Source organism: Rhodospirillales bacterium, assembly GCA_020638175.1.
In the GTDB taxonomy this organism is placed as follows: Bacteria; Pseudomonadota; Alphaproteobacteria; order Micavibrionales; family Micavibrionaceae; genus JACKJA01.
Map to the genome: position 1 here is coordinate 1,446,698 of JACKJA010000002.1, position 14,749 is coordinate 1,461,446.

A 14,749-nucleotide genomic window follows, 5' to 3' on the forward strand; every position below is an offset into this window, starting at 1 on the left:
GCTTAATCCTTCGCGCGTTCGACGTATGTTGAATCTTCGGTCTTCACCACAACACGGGTACCCATGCTGACATGCGGAGGAACCATGACTTTGACACCGTTTTCAAGAATAGCCGGCTTATAAGAAGTCGTCGCCGTTTGCCCCTTAACCACAGGCTCGGCCTCGACAATCTCCAAAACAACGGTGGCAGGCAACTCCACGCGCAAAGGCTCGCCTTCAAAGGTTTCAATCACACAGATCATGCCTTCTTGCAGGAAAGCCGCCGGATCGCCGATAATATCGCCTTTAACGGCAATCTGTTCGTAATTCCCGGTATGCATGAAGTTGTAGCCGGCTTCGTCTTCATAGAGATATTGATAGTCTTCTTGCTCCAGCCGCGCCCGCTCAACAGTTTCCTGTGTCCGGAAACGCACGTTATCCTTGTTGCCTGTGCGCAGGTCGCGCATCTCGATCTGGGAGACTGACGCGCCTTTCCCCGGTTGAATAATTTCGTTCTTCACAACAACACACAGTTTGCCGTTATATTCAATGACATTGCCCGCCCGCAGGGTAATCGCCGTAACTTTCATTTATTTAACCTCTTTTAATCGTCACTATAATTTATGCTTTAAATCTTCTAAATTCCGGTCTCTCTCTTGTCTAGCCGACTCCAGCGTAGACGCGTGTTGCCCCGTTGCCATAAGATAATCAATCACCATAAGGTGCTCCACAGGAACAATCGCCACCTTATCCCGGGAATATCGCGTCCAAACCGTCGAGTTTCCGGAAAAAGTCCTTTCTACGAGAAGAGACACGTTTTGCCTTGCTGCACTGGTAGGAATTCTTTCATGACTAGAAAATCGTTCCGCGAGAGATAGGGCACTATTTTCCATGTTCTCTTGTTTCCTTATCTTTTTTATCCTGCAGAAAGGCTGTCCCCATGTTTTCAAGGCGTTCATATATATCGGGATCGTCTATATTTGCAAGCATTCCCGCTAAATATTTTTTATCCGCCATACTGGGAGCAACCGTTTTCTTACGCCGGGTCGGCTTTGCCTTCTCATTCCCGGTTTGCGGCACGAACCGCAGCGCGCTCACCCAGCGATCGCCGAATATCTGGTTAATCCGCTCCAAAATCAAATCCTTGCGGTAATGGAGCAGGGTGGCATCCGCCGGCGAAACAGAAATATCCAGCGTCGCCGTCGCGGCTGTCTTCTGATTTTCTTTCTTCTTCATATAACGGATTTTCACCGGGTGCGCTTTGCTCGCCAGCTCTTCGCCAACAATTTCCGGCCAGTGCGTGACAAGCCGCCCCAGCATGATATATTTGCGGCTGCAAACCTGCTCGGTCACTTTGGGCACGGTGGATGACAAGGGACGTAAACTCATGCGGAGCACTATGACAGCCCTGCCCAAAAATGACAAGAATATCGACATCCTCCGGCAAAAGGTTTTGCGCTGGTATGATGCTCACAGACGCTCTCTGCCGTGGCGGGCGCTGCCGGGACAAACGCCGAACCCATATCATGTCTGGCTATCGGAAATCATGCTCCAGCAAACCGTCGTAAATGCCGTTATTCCGTATTTCCTGAAATTCACAGAACAATGGCCCACGGTTCACGATTTGGCCGCCGCACCGCAGGACGACGTCATGCATGCCTGGGCGGGGCTGGGTTATTACGCCCGCGCCCGTAATCTGCATAAATGCGCCCGGATTGTTTCTGAAGAACACGGCGGCACGTTCCCGAACACCATAGAAGAGCTGAAGAAACTGCCCGGCATCGGCGATTACACCGCCGCTGCGATTGCGGCCATAGCCTTTGACAAACCGGCAACGGTGATTGACGGCAATATAGAGCGCGTCGTTTCGCGTTACTACGCGATCGAACAGCCACTCCCCAAAGGCAAAAAAGACATCAAAGCCAAAACGGAGCTCTGGTGCGAAAACCGTACCGATCATCCCGGTGACTTTGCCCAGGCATTAATGGATATCGGGGCAGGGGTCTGTATCCCCAAAGCGCCGCGCTGCGGATTATGCCCCCTGCAATCCGGCTGCACCGCTTACAAGGCTGGCACCCCGGAAACCTTTCCCCGGCGCCAACCGAAGAAACAAAAGCCGCAAAAACACGGCTATATTTACTGGATCACCGATCCCGATGGCAATCTGCTCGCCCAGAAAAGACCGGAAAAAGGAATGCTCGGCAGTATGACGGGATTGCCGACATCGGAATGGCTTCCCGCTGACGAAAAACCAACACATCCGGATTTCCTGAAGCCCCTTAGCCCGAAACCGTTAGACGAATCCATATCCCACAGCTTCACCCATTTTGATCTGAAGCTATCAGGCCACCTGATTACACTGCCAGACACTCAAAGCATGCTCTTTCCTGATGATTTTTTCTGGATTGCCAAAAAGGATATTTTAAAGACCGGATGGCCCACGCTTTTTAAGAAATTCGTAAAGCTTTTAGAGGCATAGTGATAGCAGTGTCCATTATGAATAGAGTTTTGCTTTATGCTATAATAGTCATCAGAACAAGATTGGTAGTTGTGTGACATGACGAAAAAAAGACAGCTTGGTAAATTTTATGCGTTAATGACGCTTGCCCTTATTGTGTTGCTGGGAACATGTTTTTCCGGTCATGCCTTTGCGCAAAAAGAAGAGGACGAGCTAGAGGCCTTTTCCTATGTCGACCCCGAAGAAATGCTGGCCCCTGTCAATTCAGAAGATTACGTGCCGACGACACTCGACAACCTGTCCAAACTCTATTGGGCCTTGGCGCAACTGGACATTAACAACGATGAAGCCATTGATTACTATTTGATGATTAATGAATGCGACCTGTACACCCAGTTTTATTTCAACGATCTGGACTGGCACAACATCAGGGAAGCCAGCCGCCGTGAGATCTTTAGAAGACTTCCCGAGTTCAAAAGAACATTCGATGTTCTCATCCCTCTGGAACTGGGACGGTACAACACCGAAAAGGAATATTTTGAAGTAGAACCGGAAAGCATGATTGACTCCAAAACCCGGTTCCAGATTGAAACCAGCCGCTACGACGCCGCCATTTGTGGATATGACCGGGAAATTCCCAATTACCCACGAAATCTTGAGCTCGTCGTTTCCCGGCCCTTTTCCCTGCGCAAAGTTCCCGTCAGCAGGGATCTGGCCGACGAATACCTCAAAATGGTTTCTCTGAAATACGAAGGGATCGGGCAAACAAGACGTCTGCGATACTATACAAGGATGGCCTATATGCGCGTTAAATTCTCTGTCATGAGCTATCGCGGCATGAGCCGGGGCAACACCGGGGGATTAATGGCCTCTGTTTTCGGCCGGATTGACGGACTGGAATTTTATGCCGACGAGGAGAAAAAATTCCTTCTCCACGAAGAAGATCGTCGAAACTATTGATCTCCTGAGCCGCCAACACTTACTGCAACGTATTATGAACCGACGCTGTTTCGGCCAGAACCTGCTGGCGCAATGAATCGATCGGCAACAATTCCCGGCCGTTTTGATAATGCCAAAACGTCCAGCCATTACAGCTTGGCGCCCCTTGCAGGGCCGCACCAACCTTGTGAATGGACCCGCGGTGCGTATTGGCAATCAACGTTCCATCGGCACCAATTTTGGCTTCATGACGACCCTTGGCGTCTCGCAAAACCGTTCCCGGCTTCAAAACACCTTTTTCTATAAGCGTGCCAAACGGAATACGCGGCTGTTCGCGCTTGGACGGCGTATGTAGAATTTCATCGCTGCCCAGTTTTTTAATCCCATCAAGGCGGGTCTGTGCCGCTTTGATATAGCTGTCTTCACGCTCGATCCCGATAAAATCACGCCCCAGCTTTTTCGCAACAGCGCCCGTCGTACCCGTCCCGAAAAACGGATCCATCACAAGGTCGCCGGGATTGGTCGAGGACATCAGGACGCGATAGAGCAGGGCTTCAGGCTTTTGCGTCGGGTGAGCCTTTTGCCCGTCATCGCCCTTCAAACGTTCACCGCCCGTACACAGCGGAATGAACCAGTCGCTGCGCATTTGCAAATCTTCGTTCAGCGCCTTCATGGCGTCATAATTAAACCGGTATTTGGATTTTTCAGATTTAGCCGCCCAGATCAACGTTTCATGCGCGTTGGTGAACCGCCGCCCGCGAAAATTCGGCATCGGATTGGTTTTGCGCCAGATCACATCGTTCAGGATCCAGTACCCCAAATCTTGCAAAATCGCGCCTACCCGGAAAATATTGTGATAAGAACCGATCACCCAGATCGAGCCGTCGGGCTTCAGCGCATCGCGCGCCGCCGACAACCACTCACGGGTAAAATCGTCATAAGCCTTCATACTGTCAAACTGGTCCCAACTATCATCGACCGCATCAACCTTGGAATTGTTGGGGCGGTGCAGATCACCGCCCAGCTGGAGATTATAAGGAGGGTCGGCAAACACCATATCCACGCTTTCCTTCGGCAGGCTGCGCATCATCTCGACACATTCGCCTTGAAGAATTGTATTTTTGACTGTGGATATCGCTCTTTTTTGACTCGACATTTTGCCTCCTATTCGAAATCAAGAGGGCGAATCATGAGTCATCCGGGACTCGGCGTCAAGCAAAAAATGAGGATTCATCAAACAGAGTCAATGCGTTATAGCCTTAAACCCTTGCTAAGACTCTGTTTTTAGACTCTTTTTTGAATCAAAGAAAATTATCCGGTCTTCGCATATAGTCGAATAGGCGCAAACGATTGCCGGTGATGATCTGTCGGACCATGTTGCGCCAACCCCTCCATGTGCTGGGCGGTGCCATAACCGGCGTTCCGGTCCCAGCCAAAATACGGGTATTCCTTATGAAGTTTCATCATCAGGTGATCCCGCGTAACCTTGGCCAAAATGGAGGCCGCGGAAATTTCCGGCACTTTTCCATCACCGCCGACAATGGCCTGCGCCGCACAGGGCAGGGTCGGACAGAATTTCCCGTCGATTAAAGCTTTCATTCTGTCATCCTGAACGTTAGCGAAGGATCTGAAATCAAAAGCGGTAAACGATCCTTCACTTCGTTCAGGATGACAACAATTGAAATAAGATCGCTTCATCGCCAGCAACGTCGCATGATGGATATTCAGATCATCAATTTCCTGCACCGAGGCTTCGGCAATGCCATAGCGACAATGTTGCCGGATCAGCGGAAATAAATACTCGCGTTTTTTTGCCGTCAGTTTCTTACTATCCGTGACAAGCGACCAGAAAGGCAAACCGCGTACGTCACCGGGAATAATCACGCAGGCCGCCACAACCGGCCCGGCCAAGGGTCCGCGTCCGACTTCGTCTATGCCGCAGATCAGCTCAGGCTCTGGCATGCTTGATCCCATCCATCGACAACACACCGCCGACCAAAACCGCATTAATCGCCACGGGTAAAATCATCGTCAGGATATATTTGTCAAAATAACCGTTCACGAACAGGAACAGGTAAAACAGAAGGCTGACCACCGTAGCCAGCGTTATCATCACATCGGTCGAACGATGCCTGCGGTGGGGCAACCCAAAAGCAACAAGCACATAAAGCGGCGCCAGTATGAACAAGGCGCTGGCCGTATTAAACAGGAACTGGATCACATCGGTAATCGTCATGGCAACGATAGCCATCCCGATCAGGATCACAATCATCACAACCCGGCTCATCAGCACATATTGCTCTCGCTTTTCCGTGATCTGCGGCGGCATAAAATTTTTACCGATCGTTGCCGCCGCCAGATAGGACATCGTGTCCAACGTCGACATACAAATCGCCATCGTCACCACCGCAATAAACGCCAGCAGCCACGGCGCAATATAATCACCTTCGAAAATCAGGAAAAAAGCATTGTCGGCTGAAATGTCCGTGCCCAGATACGGTTTGGCCGCCATCCCCAGAAAAATCAGACTCAGAGTCATAATCCCCAGCATCACACCAGCCAGCGGGAAACTGATCTTGATAACACGATCATTTCGGGCGGAAAACACACGCTGCCACGTGTCCGCCGAGCCAAGAACAAAGAAAAACCCAATAAAAGCGAGAGCCCATGACATATCAGCCGGCAAAGAAAAAAGACTGCCGAAATCCAGCAAATCTTCTTTGGCCGGGGTAAAGAAAAACGGGATAAGGATAAGCGAAATAATCAGAAAAAACTGGATCGCATCGGTTTTAACAACCGTGCTGTACCCGCCGAAATAAAGGTAAAATCCGACAACCAGAGCGACGCCCCAAACCCCGATCCAGGCATCGAGACCCAACACGACCGCAAACAGGTTACCGGACACATAAAGCTGCATAGCGCTGTAAAGCAGGGCAAAAACAACAATGATCAGGGCTGTTACACGCTCCGTTACAATACCGATCTGTGCACGGAGCATCTCTCCGATCGTCACATAATCATGACGCTTGGCAATATCGCGAACACGCGGCCCGATAATCGTATAAATCAACAAACCGACAATCGCCCCGACAATTAACCACAAACCGCCATAGCCGGACGTCGCGGCAAATCCAAACCAGAATAAAATTCCCATCCCATCGCGGAAACTGGTCGCCAGCGAACCGATCGTCGGGATATAGCCGACATTACGGCTGCCGATCACAAACCCTTCATGGCTCTGATTACGGCTGGCATACAGACCAATCCCGATCATCGCAGCAAAATAAACACATATGGCGGATAAAATCGTAATCTGGGTCGGGGACATGAACGCTCTCCTTATCTACAGGATCAAAGCTTATGTATTCTGGACGGCCTTGTCCAGCTCCTCGATAAAACGCTCCACTTCCGCCTTTAACAGCGAAATAAAAGCCTCATCACGGTAAACACGCCGGGTCATCAAACGATATTCCGGCGGAAATTCCGGTGCATAGGATACAAAGTCCCACCACTCCCGGCCCGTCACCCACAAGTTTCCTTGAACCTGCGGCACATATTGCGCGGGAACGCGGCCTTCGCGAAAATACTTCTCATGGTTATGGGGCAGGGGACATTTAATCTCCAGTCCGCCATTCCCGTTCACCAGCCCGTCAGGCGATGCCGCCACCCGCCGCTGGTCATTCAGGTACACAATTCCAACTTCGCGGACACTTTCCCCGGCATGCTCTTCATAGGCCCGCCTTGCTTGCGGCTCCAGATCACAACCACGAACCATAGCCGCACTCTGGAAAGACGGCGGCGTCGGCCGCCCCGTGATGATCTCGTCGCGCAAACGGCGCATGTAACTGGCGCGCGTTTTACCACGCCCGCCGGTCAGAACAGCCTTGAAATTCGAAGCCGTAACCACGCCACAACGCGCATCATGCCATTCGTCGGAACCTTGTTCTATATGCGCGAGGATCATGGAAATTGTTTGAAAACCGTTGTTAGAGAACCATTCCCGTTAGTCTATCCCGATTCCCGGTAATTACCACCTCAACAATCGCTTGATAATTTCATAACCATTAGTTTGATTTTTAATAAGATATCTGGTACAACCCCACGTTAATGGACAAACAAAGCGAAACAGAGCGTGTGAATACCTTGGAAAAAGACACAGAAGAAAAAGTCATAAAGCCGTTTGATGTCAGAGCTTGCAGCACAGAAGCTTTTGCCCTTATCAAGGAAAGCAAAGAAGCCGGAAACAATACATTCCAGCTCCCCAGAGCCATGAATAACTTAATGTCATGCTGGGCCTCCACTGTTTTCAGAACAAGTGAAAACTGCGACACCCCGTCCGGGGAAGAAAATCTATATGAACACGAGTGCGCCAAAGCACTAATGGGAATGCTGGTTATTGCCAATATATATAAAGCGGCAGAAAACAAACCGTGTGAATCTCATGCTTTAGAACTGGCCGAGGTATTCTCTGCGGGTGTACACAAAGATGAGAAAACCGGAAAAAAACTATTCAAAGCCTTGCAAAAAACATTGCCGGAATTTGAAAAGTCTCTTTACAAACATCCAGAAGGAAAAAAAGGTCAGGCACATGTCAATGTACCGCCCATTCTCCCTTCTATTCTAGCGATTTCGTAACAATCTCGTAGACGTCTGATGTAATATCCGGAATGCTGGCAATGCGCTCCAGGCAAGCTTTCATTTTTTCTTGCCTGTCCGGGGTATAGCGCCGCCACTCTTTAAACGGGGTCAAAAGCCGCGCCGCAATCTGCGGGTTAAGCGCATTCAGCTCCACCACCGCATCGGTCAGGAATTCATAGCCTGAACCGCTGCTGTCGTGGAAACAAACCGGGTTATTCATGGCAAAAGCGGCATAAAGCGAACGCACCCGGTTCGGGTTGGTCATGGTAAAGGCAGCATGTCCCTTGAGCGCCCTTACATCACGGATAGTTTCCGGCCGCACGGCCGCCGCCTGCAAAGCAAACCATTTATCCATCACCAACTGATACCCTTTGAATCGCTCATAAAAATCGGCAAAAGCCTGATCCCGCACCGGATCGTGACTATCGCCCAGAACATTGAGCGCCGCCACCCGGTCCGTCATGTTATTGGCCTGATCGTATTGCCGTTTTGCCAACGCCGGATCGTTCAGATAGTGCAGGGCGGTATTCTGAAGGCTACGCTGCGCCATAGCCGCAAAATCATTTTCAAACGGCTCCGCCGTGCGGTTGTCGTGATAGATTTTCTCAAGCTTGTCTTTATACGTCTTGGCAATGGCTGCCATGACTTTTTCACGCACACGGTGAATGCTGCCGGGGTCGACTTCCTTCCGGTGCTGACCGATAACCGCAACGTCTGGCAACGCCAGCGAACGGGATAACAGCGCCTTATCGACATCCGGCGCAAAGGCCTGATCGAGCAGAGCGCCATAAGCATCCAGAAAATCTTCCGGGGCATCATTATATTCCTGCCCGCCTTCCTGCGCATCAATCAAGCGGTTTAACATCCGCAGCGCATAAGTCTGTCCGGCCTCCCAGCGGTTAAAGCCGTCATTATCATTGACCATCAGGAACCGCAAACCGGCTTCATTGATATCGGTCGTCAGCCGCACCGGCGCCGAGAAACCGCGCAGGATCGACGGTACAGGCTGGGAAGATATGTTTTCAAAAACAAAATCCTGCTTGCTGTCCGTCAGCTCCAGCAATTCTTCGGCCATATCATCGCCATTCGGTCCGACCAGACCGACTTTGACCGGGATATGCATCGGCTTTTTCGACGACTGACCGGGGGTCGGAGCCAGCGATTGAGACAGGCTCAGCGTATAGGTCCGCGCGTCCTTGTCGTAACGGCCCGATGCCTTAATCTCCGGCGTTCCGGCCTGCGTATACCAGCGGAAAAACTGTTCCATATCCCGGCCTGAAGCGTCGCTCATGCACTTGACGAAGTGCTCGCAGGTTACGGCTTGCCCGTCGTGACGCTGGAAATACAAGTCGGTTGCCTTGCGGTAGGTTTCAGGGCCCAGCAACGTATGCTGCATCCGGATCACTTCCGCCCCTTTTTCGTAGACAGTTACGGTATAGAAATTATTGATCTCCATATAATTGTCCGGGCGCACCGGGTGGGCGAGAGGACCGGCATCCTCGGGAAACTGCAGGCGGCGCAGCATAGAAACATCGGCAATCCGCTGCACATCGCGCGAGTTCATGTCGGCGCTGAATTCTTGATCCCGGAAAACGGTCAGCCCTTCCTTCAGGGACAGCTGGAACCAGTCCCGGCAAGTCACGCGGTTACCGGTCCAGTTGTGGAAATATTCGTGCGCAATCACGCCTTCGACCCGTTCGAAATCACTGTCGGTCGCCGTTTCCGGATGGGCCAGTACAAGCGCCGTATTGAAAATATTCAGCGATGTGTTCTCCATCGCGCCCATATTAAAGTCGCTCACCGCGACAATGTTGAAACGATCATACTCATAGATGCGCCCGTACACATCCTCATCCCACTTCATGGAATGCTTCAGGGATTCCATGGCATGCCAGCATTGGTCCTGATCGCCTTCGCGCACATAAATCCGCAGGACAACATCGCGCCCCTTGGCCGTCGTAAACGTGTCCTCAATATGCACCAGATCACCGGCCACCAGCGCAAACAGGTAACAAGGCTTGGGGAAGGGATCGTGCCAAACGGCGAAATGCCGGTCATCACCAACATTGCCTTCTTCTATCAGGTTCCCGTTCGACAGCAAAACCGGGCAATCTTTTTTGTATGCCTCAATCCGCACCGTGAAGGTCTGCATAACATCCGGCCGGTCGAGCGCATAGGTAATCCGGCGAAACCCTTCGGCCTCGCATTGCGTACAATACGTACCGCGGGACTTGTACAGCCCCTCCAGCGCCGTATTCGCCGCCGGGTTAATCTCGGTTGTTACTTCCAGCTCAAAACTGTCAAAAGTCTTGGCAAGCAGCGTCAGGCTTTCCTTGTCGACAACATAATCCTTGCCATCTTCCAGCAGCTTGCCGTCCAGCGCCACGGATTTCAAAACCATGTGTTCGCCGCTTAAAACCAGCTTTTCATCACCGTCACGATTTTTCTGAAAGCGCGTCTTTGCCGCCACCAGCGTCCGGCTGTCGGAAATAACAAAATCAAGATCAATATGCTGCGCGGTGTACGCGGGAGGCTGGTAGTCTTTAAGGTAAATCGTCTGCGGCGTATCGGTTTTCATGGCGCAAAATCACTTTCATCAGGAATCGTTATTGTTCCTCAATGATAACAATGAAAAATAATAAAAGGAAGGAGTCCCTTCGAACCTACTGACCATTACGGCATAAATTTCTGGGAAGGATAGGAAGCACCGGAATCAAAGCACGAAGACTTATTACTATAATGAGGAGCTTTTCGTTGAGCTACGATACAAAAAGGTGTTTTCAAACAAATCATCACATCACCCATGACGGAATGACTGTCAACATATTGATAGTCCAGCCTGAGCACCTCCTCATTAGATAATAAATTGAGACCGTGAATTTGTGCCAGCCCCGTCATGCCGGGCAAAACTTTATGCCTTTTTTCATCAAGAGATAATTGATCACCAAAAGGTTGATGGGGATCAATGCTTGGCCGTGGCCCAACCAAACTCATATCGCCTTTTAGTACATTTATGAATTGTGGAATCTCGTCAATCTTTGTTCTCCGCAGCCACGTCCCAACCTTGGACACCCTCTGCTCAACAGGCAACAGCTCACCTTTCGCATTGTACACATCTTTGAGAGATTTCAGTTTGAGAATTTTAAAGGGCTTTCTATTTAGCCCCACACGTTCCTGAACAAAAAAAGGGGAGCCGCGATTAACAACAGCTAACGATACAGCCGCAGCAGTGACAGGAATAGCGGCAACAACTATTCCGACGAGAGAGCCTACAATATCAAATGCTCGTTTCGCTTTCATACTCACTTATTTTATTGTCTTGAATAACCTTGTTCAACGCAAACAGAACATCTTTCACTCCCTCGCCGGAGATGCCGGAAATCTTATAGATATTTTTCCCGGTCGCTTTTTCGAGGATTTGCGCCTGATCGGCGGATAATTCCGGACCCATTGCATCACATTTGTTCAACGCGATAATCTCCGGCTTTTCATCCAGCCCGGCGCCATATTCGGCCAGCTCATTGCGAATAACATTGTACGCCCCGACAACATCGTCCTGCGTGCTGTCGATCACGTGCAGGAGAACACTCGTCCGCTCGACATGGCCGAGAAAACGATCACCCAGACCATGGCCCTCATGCGCCCCTTCGATCAGCCCCGGAATATCGGCCAGCACGAATTCACGCCCGCCTTCAATACGGACAACGCCCAGGTTAGGATGCAGCGTCGTAAACGGATAATCGGCAATTTTCGGGTGCGCCCGCGTACAGGCCGCCAAAAAAGTAGATTTCCCGGCATTGGGAAGCCCCACCAGACCGACATCGGCAATCAGTTTCAGCCGTAGCCACACCGCACGTTCCTCGCCCGGCCAGCCGGGCAGGGCCTTCCGCGGCGCCTGATTGGTCGCACTTTTATAATGCGTATTGCCAAAACCGCCATCCCCACCGCGCAGGAACACAAGTTGTTCGCCCGGTTCCATCATATCAAGCAAGACGGTTTCCTTATCCTCATCGAGAATCTGGGTGCCTACAGGCACTTTGATAAGACAGTCCTCGCCGCCGGCACCGGTTTTATTCCGTCCGGCTCCGCCTTCGCCGGGACGGGCACGAAAATGCTGCTGATAGCGAAAATCAATCAGGGTATTAAGCGTATCGACACATTCAAAGACAATATCGCCGCCCTTGCCGCCGTTACCACCGTCCGGCCCGCCGCGCTCAATATACTTCTCGCGCCGGAACGAGACACAGCCCGGACCACCGTTACCACTCTGCAGATAAATCTTTGCCTGATCGAGAAACTTCATTTTTATTCACCCATAATAAAAAGGGGAAGGCTGACCTTCCCCCTCCATAAATTCTTACTGGAAAGCCCGACTATTCGGCGGCTTGCGCCATCGTATCATTGGCTGCCGGAACAATGTTAACCGTTGTACGGCCATTGCGCCCCATGGAAAAAGTCACATTACCTTCCACCAATGCAAAAATCGTGTGGTCTTTGCCCATACCAACATTGTGGCCGGGGTGGAATTTCGTCCCACGCTGGCGAATAATGATGTTACCGGCATTCGCGAAAGAACCGCCGTAAATCTTTACGCCCAAACGACGGCCCGCTGTATCGCGACCGTTACGGGAACTACCACCTGCTTTTTTATGTGCCATTATTTAATCTCCTGAATACGAATTCTTATATATTTAGGCCGCTTTGACGTCCGTGATCTGGATCAAGGTCAGATCTTGACGGTGTCCTTTTGTACGACGGTAATTCTGACGGCGTTTCTTTTTGAAAATCGTCACTTTCGGGCCGCGGCCATGCTCAATAATCTTGGCTTTCACGGTCGCTTTTTTGCCACCTTCGGCATAAAGAACGTCAAGATCAACCGAAGCGCCTTCTTTGGCGTCCAGTTTTTCAACATTAAACTTGTCGTCTTTAGCGACTTTATATTGTTTCCCGCCTGTGCGAATAACTGCAAACATAATTCTCAACCACTTTTTGTTCTGATTTACGAAGGGCTGTAATATACACAAAGCCTATAGGCTGTCAAGAAAATGTATCCGTAAATTCGCAAATCTTTTTCCCGACCCCAAAAGAGGTTTTTGTGGATATTAAGGTCTTTGCTAATGAGTTTTTTACTTTTTTATTCTACGATCAGGAGTAGGATAGTAAGAAATGAGTTCATTTCAGGAAGAAATGACATGTTTGCAGGAGTAGAAATTCCATCGCTGTTTTCTCAAGGCCCGGCCACCTCATCGGATCGGGCATCTTCTGCGTCTTCATACCAAAATATTCAGGGGTTTTCGAATAAAGCCGGGCAGGCCAACGATCATCTGAGCGATCAGATTGATCTGTCGGAAGAAGCACGCAACTTTTTGCGTGAAGGACGGCAAGCCTTGCAAGAACTGCGTAAGGGGCCGGAAAAGCTTCGCCAGCAAGACGAAGAATTCATCTCAAAGCGTCTGGAACAGCTCCAGGAGCAGATAGGTTTCCTGAAAAGCCTGCTCTCACAGGCACAACCGGAACAGGCGAATCCTCTGATTAACGGCCTGAAACAGGTGGGGACCGCCCTGCATGCGCTGGGCCGGCAGATCGGCGCCATCACGCCCCAGCCGCAAACGCTTCAAATTGAACAGCGGCAGGTTGAAGTAACGGCCATCAGCCTGAGCGCCAGCTTTAACAGCGTCGCGACAATCCAGAACGAAGACGGCTCTGTTACACAGATCGAACAAAGTCTGGAAATCCAGTTTGATTACCTTCATGTTTCTGTTTCGGAACAAAGCCTGACCCTGCAGGGAGCAGGGGCATTGCCTGAGAATATCAGTGACCAGTTCCAGCAAACGGTAAAGGGGTTCAATGAGCTGGCCAGCGAGCTGCAAGCCCTGTTTACGGATAAAGAACGTTTCCCCCCCGGCTTATATCAGGTCATCCGCGACATTCTGACAGCGGCTCTGGAACCGGGACAAGAACACGTTGTTAATCAGGCGGCCTGATTTCTCCACCTATTTATCAGATTTAGAAAGTCAGGCACCGCCCTGAAGGTGAAGTTTTTGCCCGTTGGGCAATGTAATCACATCCCATTTCTGGCTGACGGCCGATGTAGGCAAATCTCTTGCTGCAGCGGGCTCATATTCGTCTGGCGACAGACCGGACAGGAGATTGCGGCCCTGCTGAACCTTTTCGGTGACCTTTTTAGCTTCATGGTACGCAGTCTGGTACTCTTCGCTCGCCATTTTGGTAATAAGCGCCATCAGATCCGTATCCATCCGCACCAGCGTATCGTAATATCTCTTGATTGATTTCGGGATAATGCCTATGGCACCGTCCACAGCTTCCATTTCCTCAACGGACAGGGCCGATCGCTCAAAAAGCGCCACCAAACTGGTCCATAAGTCTCCAAGTTGCTTGTATTGCTGAATGATCGCAAGCTCAACACCGCCGGTTTCAGCACTCTCTATATCATCCAGACGCTGCTGGGTTGCATCGCGGGCATGGCACAGCTTCTTCATAACCATTTGATGTGTATTGAGATAATGGTCCATCAAATGGGCCATGGCCTCATGCGCCACTTCCGGATCCAGCGTTGCATCGCTAAAACCGCTATCCACAACCTTATCAGGAGTATTTTCTGTTCCCTTACCACTCATACGAATCTCCTATTCCTGACCTATAATACAATATAGTCAGAAGATTTGTATGTCCCTTTTGTATTTTTATTCTTTGGTAATCAACTTTTAGTATAAA

General features: G+C 50.5%; 16 protein-coding genes. 4 read left to right on the forward strand and 12 right to left on the reverse strand.

The features are described from left to right. Nucleotides 1–2: 2 nt before the first annotated feature. Nucleotides 3–569 carry an elongation factor P gene (gene efp, locus H6868_07125; protein MCB9989088.1) on the reverse strand — a complete coding sequence of 189 codons (567 nt, stop codon included), beginning with the start codon at nt 567–569 and terminating at the stop codon, nt 3–5. 292 nt (nt 570–861) lie between these two features. Continuing rightward, a complete protein-coding gene (locus H6868_07130; protein MCB9989089.1) occupies nt 862–1,368 on the reverse strand; it encodes a DUF721 domain-containing protein in 507 nt (168 codons plus the stop codon). Here H6868_07130 and mutY point away from each other — a divergent pair. Then, nucleotides 1,367–2,458, forward strand: coding sequence for an A/G-specific adenine glycosylase (gene mutY, locus H6868_07135; protein MCB9989090.1), 1,092 nt, complete (start codon nt 1,367–1,369; stop codon nt 2,456–2,458). The genes H6868_07130 and mutY overlap by 2 nt on opposite strands. Nucleotides 2,459–2,536: 78 nt before the next feature. Further along, a complete protein-coding gene (locus H6868_07140; GenBank protein MCB9989091.1) occupies nt 2,537–3,397 on the forward strand; it encodes a DUF4852 domain-containing protein in 861 nt (286 codons plus the stop codon). A 19-nt stretch (nt 3,398–3,416) separates the two neighbouring features. On the opposite strand, the gene H6868_07145 is transcribed toward H6868_07140, so the two are convergent. The 4 genes from H6868_07145 to H6868_07160 form a co-directional block, all read right to left on the reverse strand. Continuing rightward, a complete protein-coding gene (locus tag H6868_07145; protein MCB9989092.1) occupies nt 3,417–4,532 on the reverse strand; it encodes a site-specific DNA-methyltransferase in 1,116 nt (371 codons plus the stop codon). A gap of 155 nt (nt 4,533–4,687) precedes the next feature. After that, entirely contained in the window at nt 4,688–5,350 is a 663-nt protein-coding gene (locus tag H6868_07150) for a ribonuclease HII (GenBank protein MCB9989093.1), read from the reverse strand. Continuing rightward, nucleotides 5,325–6,704, reverse strand: a complete 1,380-nt coding sequence (locus H6868_07155) for a hypothetical protein (protein ID MCB9989094.1) — start codon at nt 6,702–6,704, stop codon at nt 5,325–5,327. The genes H6868_07150 and H6868_07155 overlap by 26 nt, the downstream gene beginning before the upstream one ends. Nucleotides 6,705–6,734: 30 nt before the next feature. After that, nucleotides 6,735–7,340 carry a YqaJ viral recombinase family protein gene (locus H6868_07160; GenBank protein MCB9989095.1) on the reverse strand — a complete coding sequence of 202 codons (606 nt, stop codon included), beginning with the start codon at nt 7,338–7,340 and terminating at the stop codon, nt 6,735–6,737. 143 nt (nt 7,341–7,483) lie between these two features. Between H6868_07160 and H6868_07165 the strand changes: the two genes are divergently transcribed. Then, on the forward strand, nt 7,484–8,011 hold the full coding sequence (locus tag H6868_07165; GenBank protein MCB9989096.1) for a hypothetical protein: 528 nt from the start codon (nt 7,484–7,486) through the stop codon (nt 8,009–8,011). On the opposite strand, the gene pepN is transcribed toward H6868_07165, so the two are convergent. From pepN to rplU, 5 genes are all read right to left on the reverse strand, one after another. Continuing rightward, a complete protein-coding gene (pepN, locus tag H6868_07170) occupies nt 7,992–10,592 on the reverse strand; it encodes an aminopeptidase N (GenBank protein ID MCB9989097.1) in 2,601 nt (866 codons plus the stop codon). The genes H6868_07165 and pepN overlap by 20 nt on opposite strands. A 95-nt stretch (nt 10,593–10,687) precedes the next feature. Beyond that, a complete protein-coding gene (locus H6868_07175) occupies nt 10,688–11,314 on the reverse strand; it encodes a sugar transferase (GenBank protein MCB9989098.1) in 627 nt (208 codons plus the stop codon). Next, entirely contained in the window at nt 11,292–12,317 is a 1,026-nt protein-coding gene (obgE, locus tag H6868_07180) for a GTPase ObgE (protein MCB9989099.1), read from the reverse strand. The genes H6868_07175 and obgE overlap by 23 nt, the downstream gene beginning before the upstream one ends. Before the next feature lie 70 nt (nt 12,318–12,387). Further along, nucleotides 12,388–12,672 (reverse strand): 50S ribosomal protein L27, encoded by a 285-nt coding sequence (gene rpmA, locus H6868_07185; protein MCB9989100.1) that lies wholly within the window; start codon nt 12,670–12,672, stop codon nt 12,388–12,390. Nucleotides 12,673–12,705: 33 nt separating this feature from the next. Next, nucleotides 12,706–12,987, reverse strand: coding sequence for a 50S ribosomal protein L21 (gene rplU, locus H6868_07190; protein MCB9989101.1), 282 nt, complete (start codon nt 12,985–12,987; stop codon nt 12,706–12,708). A 219-nt stretch (nt 12,988–13,206) separates the two neighbouring features. On the opposite strand from rplU, the gene H6868_07195 reads away from it, so the two are divergent. After that, entirely contained in the window at nt 13,207–13,998 is a 792-nt protein-coding gene (locus H6868_07195) for a hypothetical protein (protein ID MCB9989102.1), read from the forward strand. Between the two features lie 30 nt (nt 13,999–14,028). Here H6868_07195 and H6868_07200 read toward each other — a convergent pair whose 3' ends face one another. Continuing rightward, nucleotides 14,029–14,652: a hypothetical protein gene (locus H6868_07200; GenBank protein ID MCB9989103.1), complete on the reverse strand. Its 624-nt coding sequence runs from the start codon at nt 14,650–14,652 to the stop codon at nt 14,029–14,031. Between the last annotated feature and the right edge of the window lie 97 nt (nt 14,653–14,749).

Excerpts from the sequence above, each read along its gene's own strand:
- H6868_07200 (MCB9989103.1), bottom strand. The coding sequence starts at position 14,652 with ATGAGTGGTAAGGGAACAGAAAATACTCCTGATAAGGTTGTGGATAGC.
- H6868_07175 (MCB9989098.1), bottom strand. The coding sequence starts at position 11,314 with ATGAAAGCGAAACGAGCATTTGATATTGTAGGCTCTCTCGTCGGAATA.
- H6868_07155 (MCB9989094.1), bottom strand. The coding sequence starts at position 6,704 with ATGTCCCCGACCCAGATTACGATTTTATCCGCCATATGTGTTTATTTT.
- H6868_07130 (MCB9989089.1), bottom strand. The coding sequence starts at position 1,368 with ATGAGTTTACGTCCCTTGTCATCCACCGTGCCCAAAGTGACCGAGCAG.
- efp (MCB9989088.1), bottom strand. The coding sequence starts at position 569 with ATGAAAGTTACGGCGATTACCCTGCGGGCGGGCAATGTCATTGAATAT.
- H6868_07140 (MCB9989091.1), top strand. The coding sequence starts at position 2,537 with ATGACGAAAAAAAGACAGCTTGGTAAATTTTATGCGTTAATGACGCTT.
- H6868_07145 (MCB9989092.1), bottom strand. The coding sequence starts at position 4,532 with ATGTCGAGTCAAAAAAGAGCGATATCCACAGTCAAAAATACAATTCTT.
- mutY (MCB9989090.1), top strand. The coding sequence starts at position 1,367 with ATGCGGAGCACTATGACAGCCCTGCCCAAAAATGACAAGAATATCGAC.
- H6868_07165 (MCB9989096.1), top strand. The coding sequence starts at position 7,484 with ATGGACAAACAAAGCGAAACAGAGCGTGTGAATACCTTGGAAAAAGAC.
- H6868_07150 (MCB9989093.1), bottom strand. The coding sequence starts at position 5,350 with ATGGGATCAAGCATGCCAGAGCCTGAGCTGATCTGCGGCATAGACGAA.
- H6868_07195 (MCB9989102.1), top strand. The coding sequence starts at position 13,207 with ATGTTTGCAGGAGTAGAAATTCCATCGCTGTTTTCTCAAGGCCCGGCC.
- pepN (MCB9989097.1), bottom strand. The coding sequence starts at position 10,592 with ATGAAAACCGATACGCCGCAGACGATTTACCTTAAAGACTACCAGCCT.
- obgE (MCB9989099.1), bottom strand. The coding sequence starts at position 12,317 with ATGAAGTTTCTCGATCAGGCAAAGATTTATCTGCAGAGTGGTAACGGT.
- rpmA (MCB9989100.1), bottom strand. The coding sequence starts at position 12,672 with ATGGCACATAAAAAAGCAGGTGGTAGTTCCCGTAACGGTCGCGATACA.
- rplU (MCB9989101.1), bottom strand. The coding sequence starts at position 12,987 with ATGTTTGCAGTTATTCGCACAGGCGGGAAACAATATAAAGTCGCTAAA.
- H6868_07160 (MCB9989095.1), bottom strand. The coding sequence starts at position 7,340 with ATGATCCTCGCGCATATAGAACAAGGTTCCGACGAATGGCATGATGCG.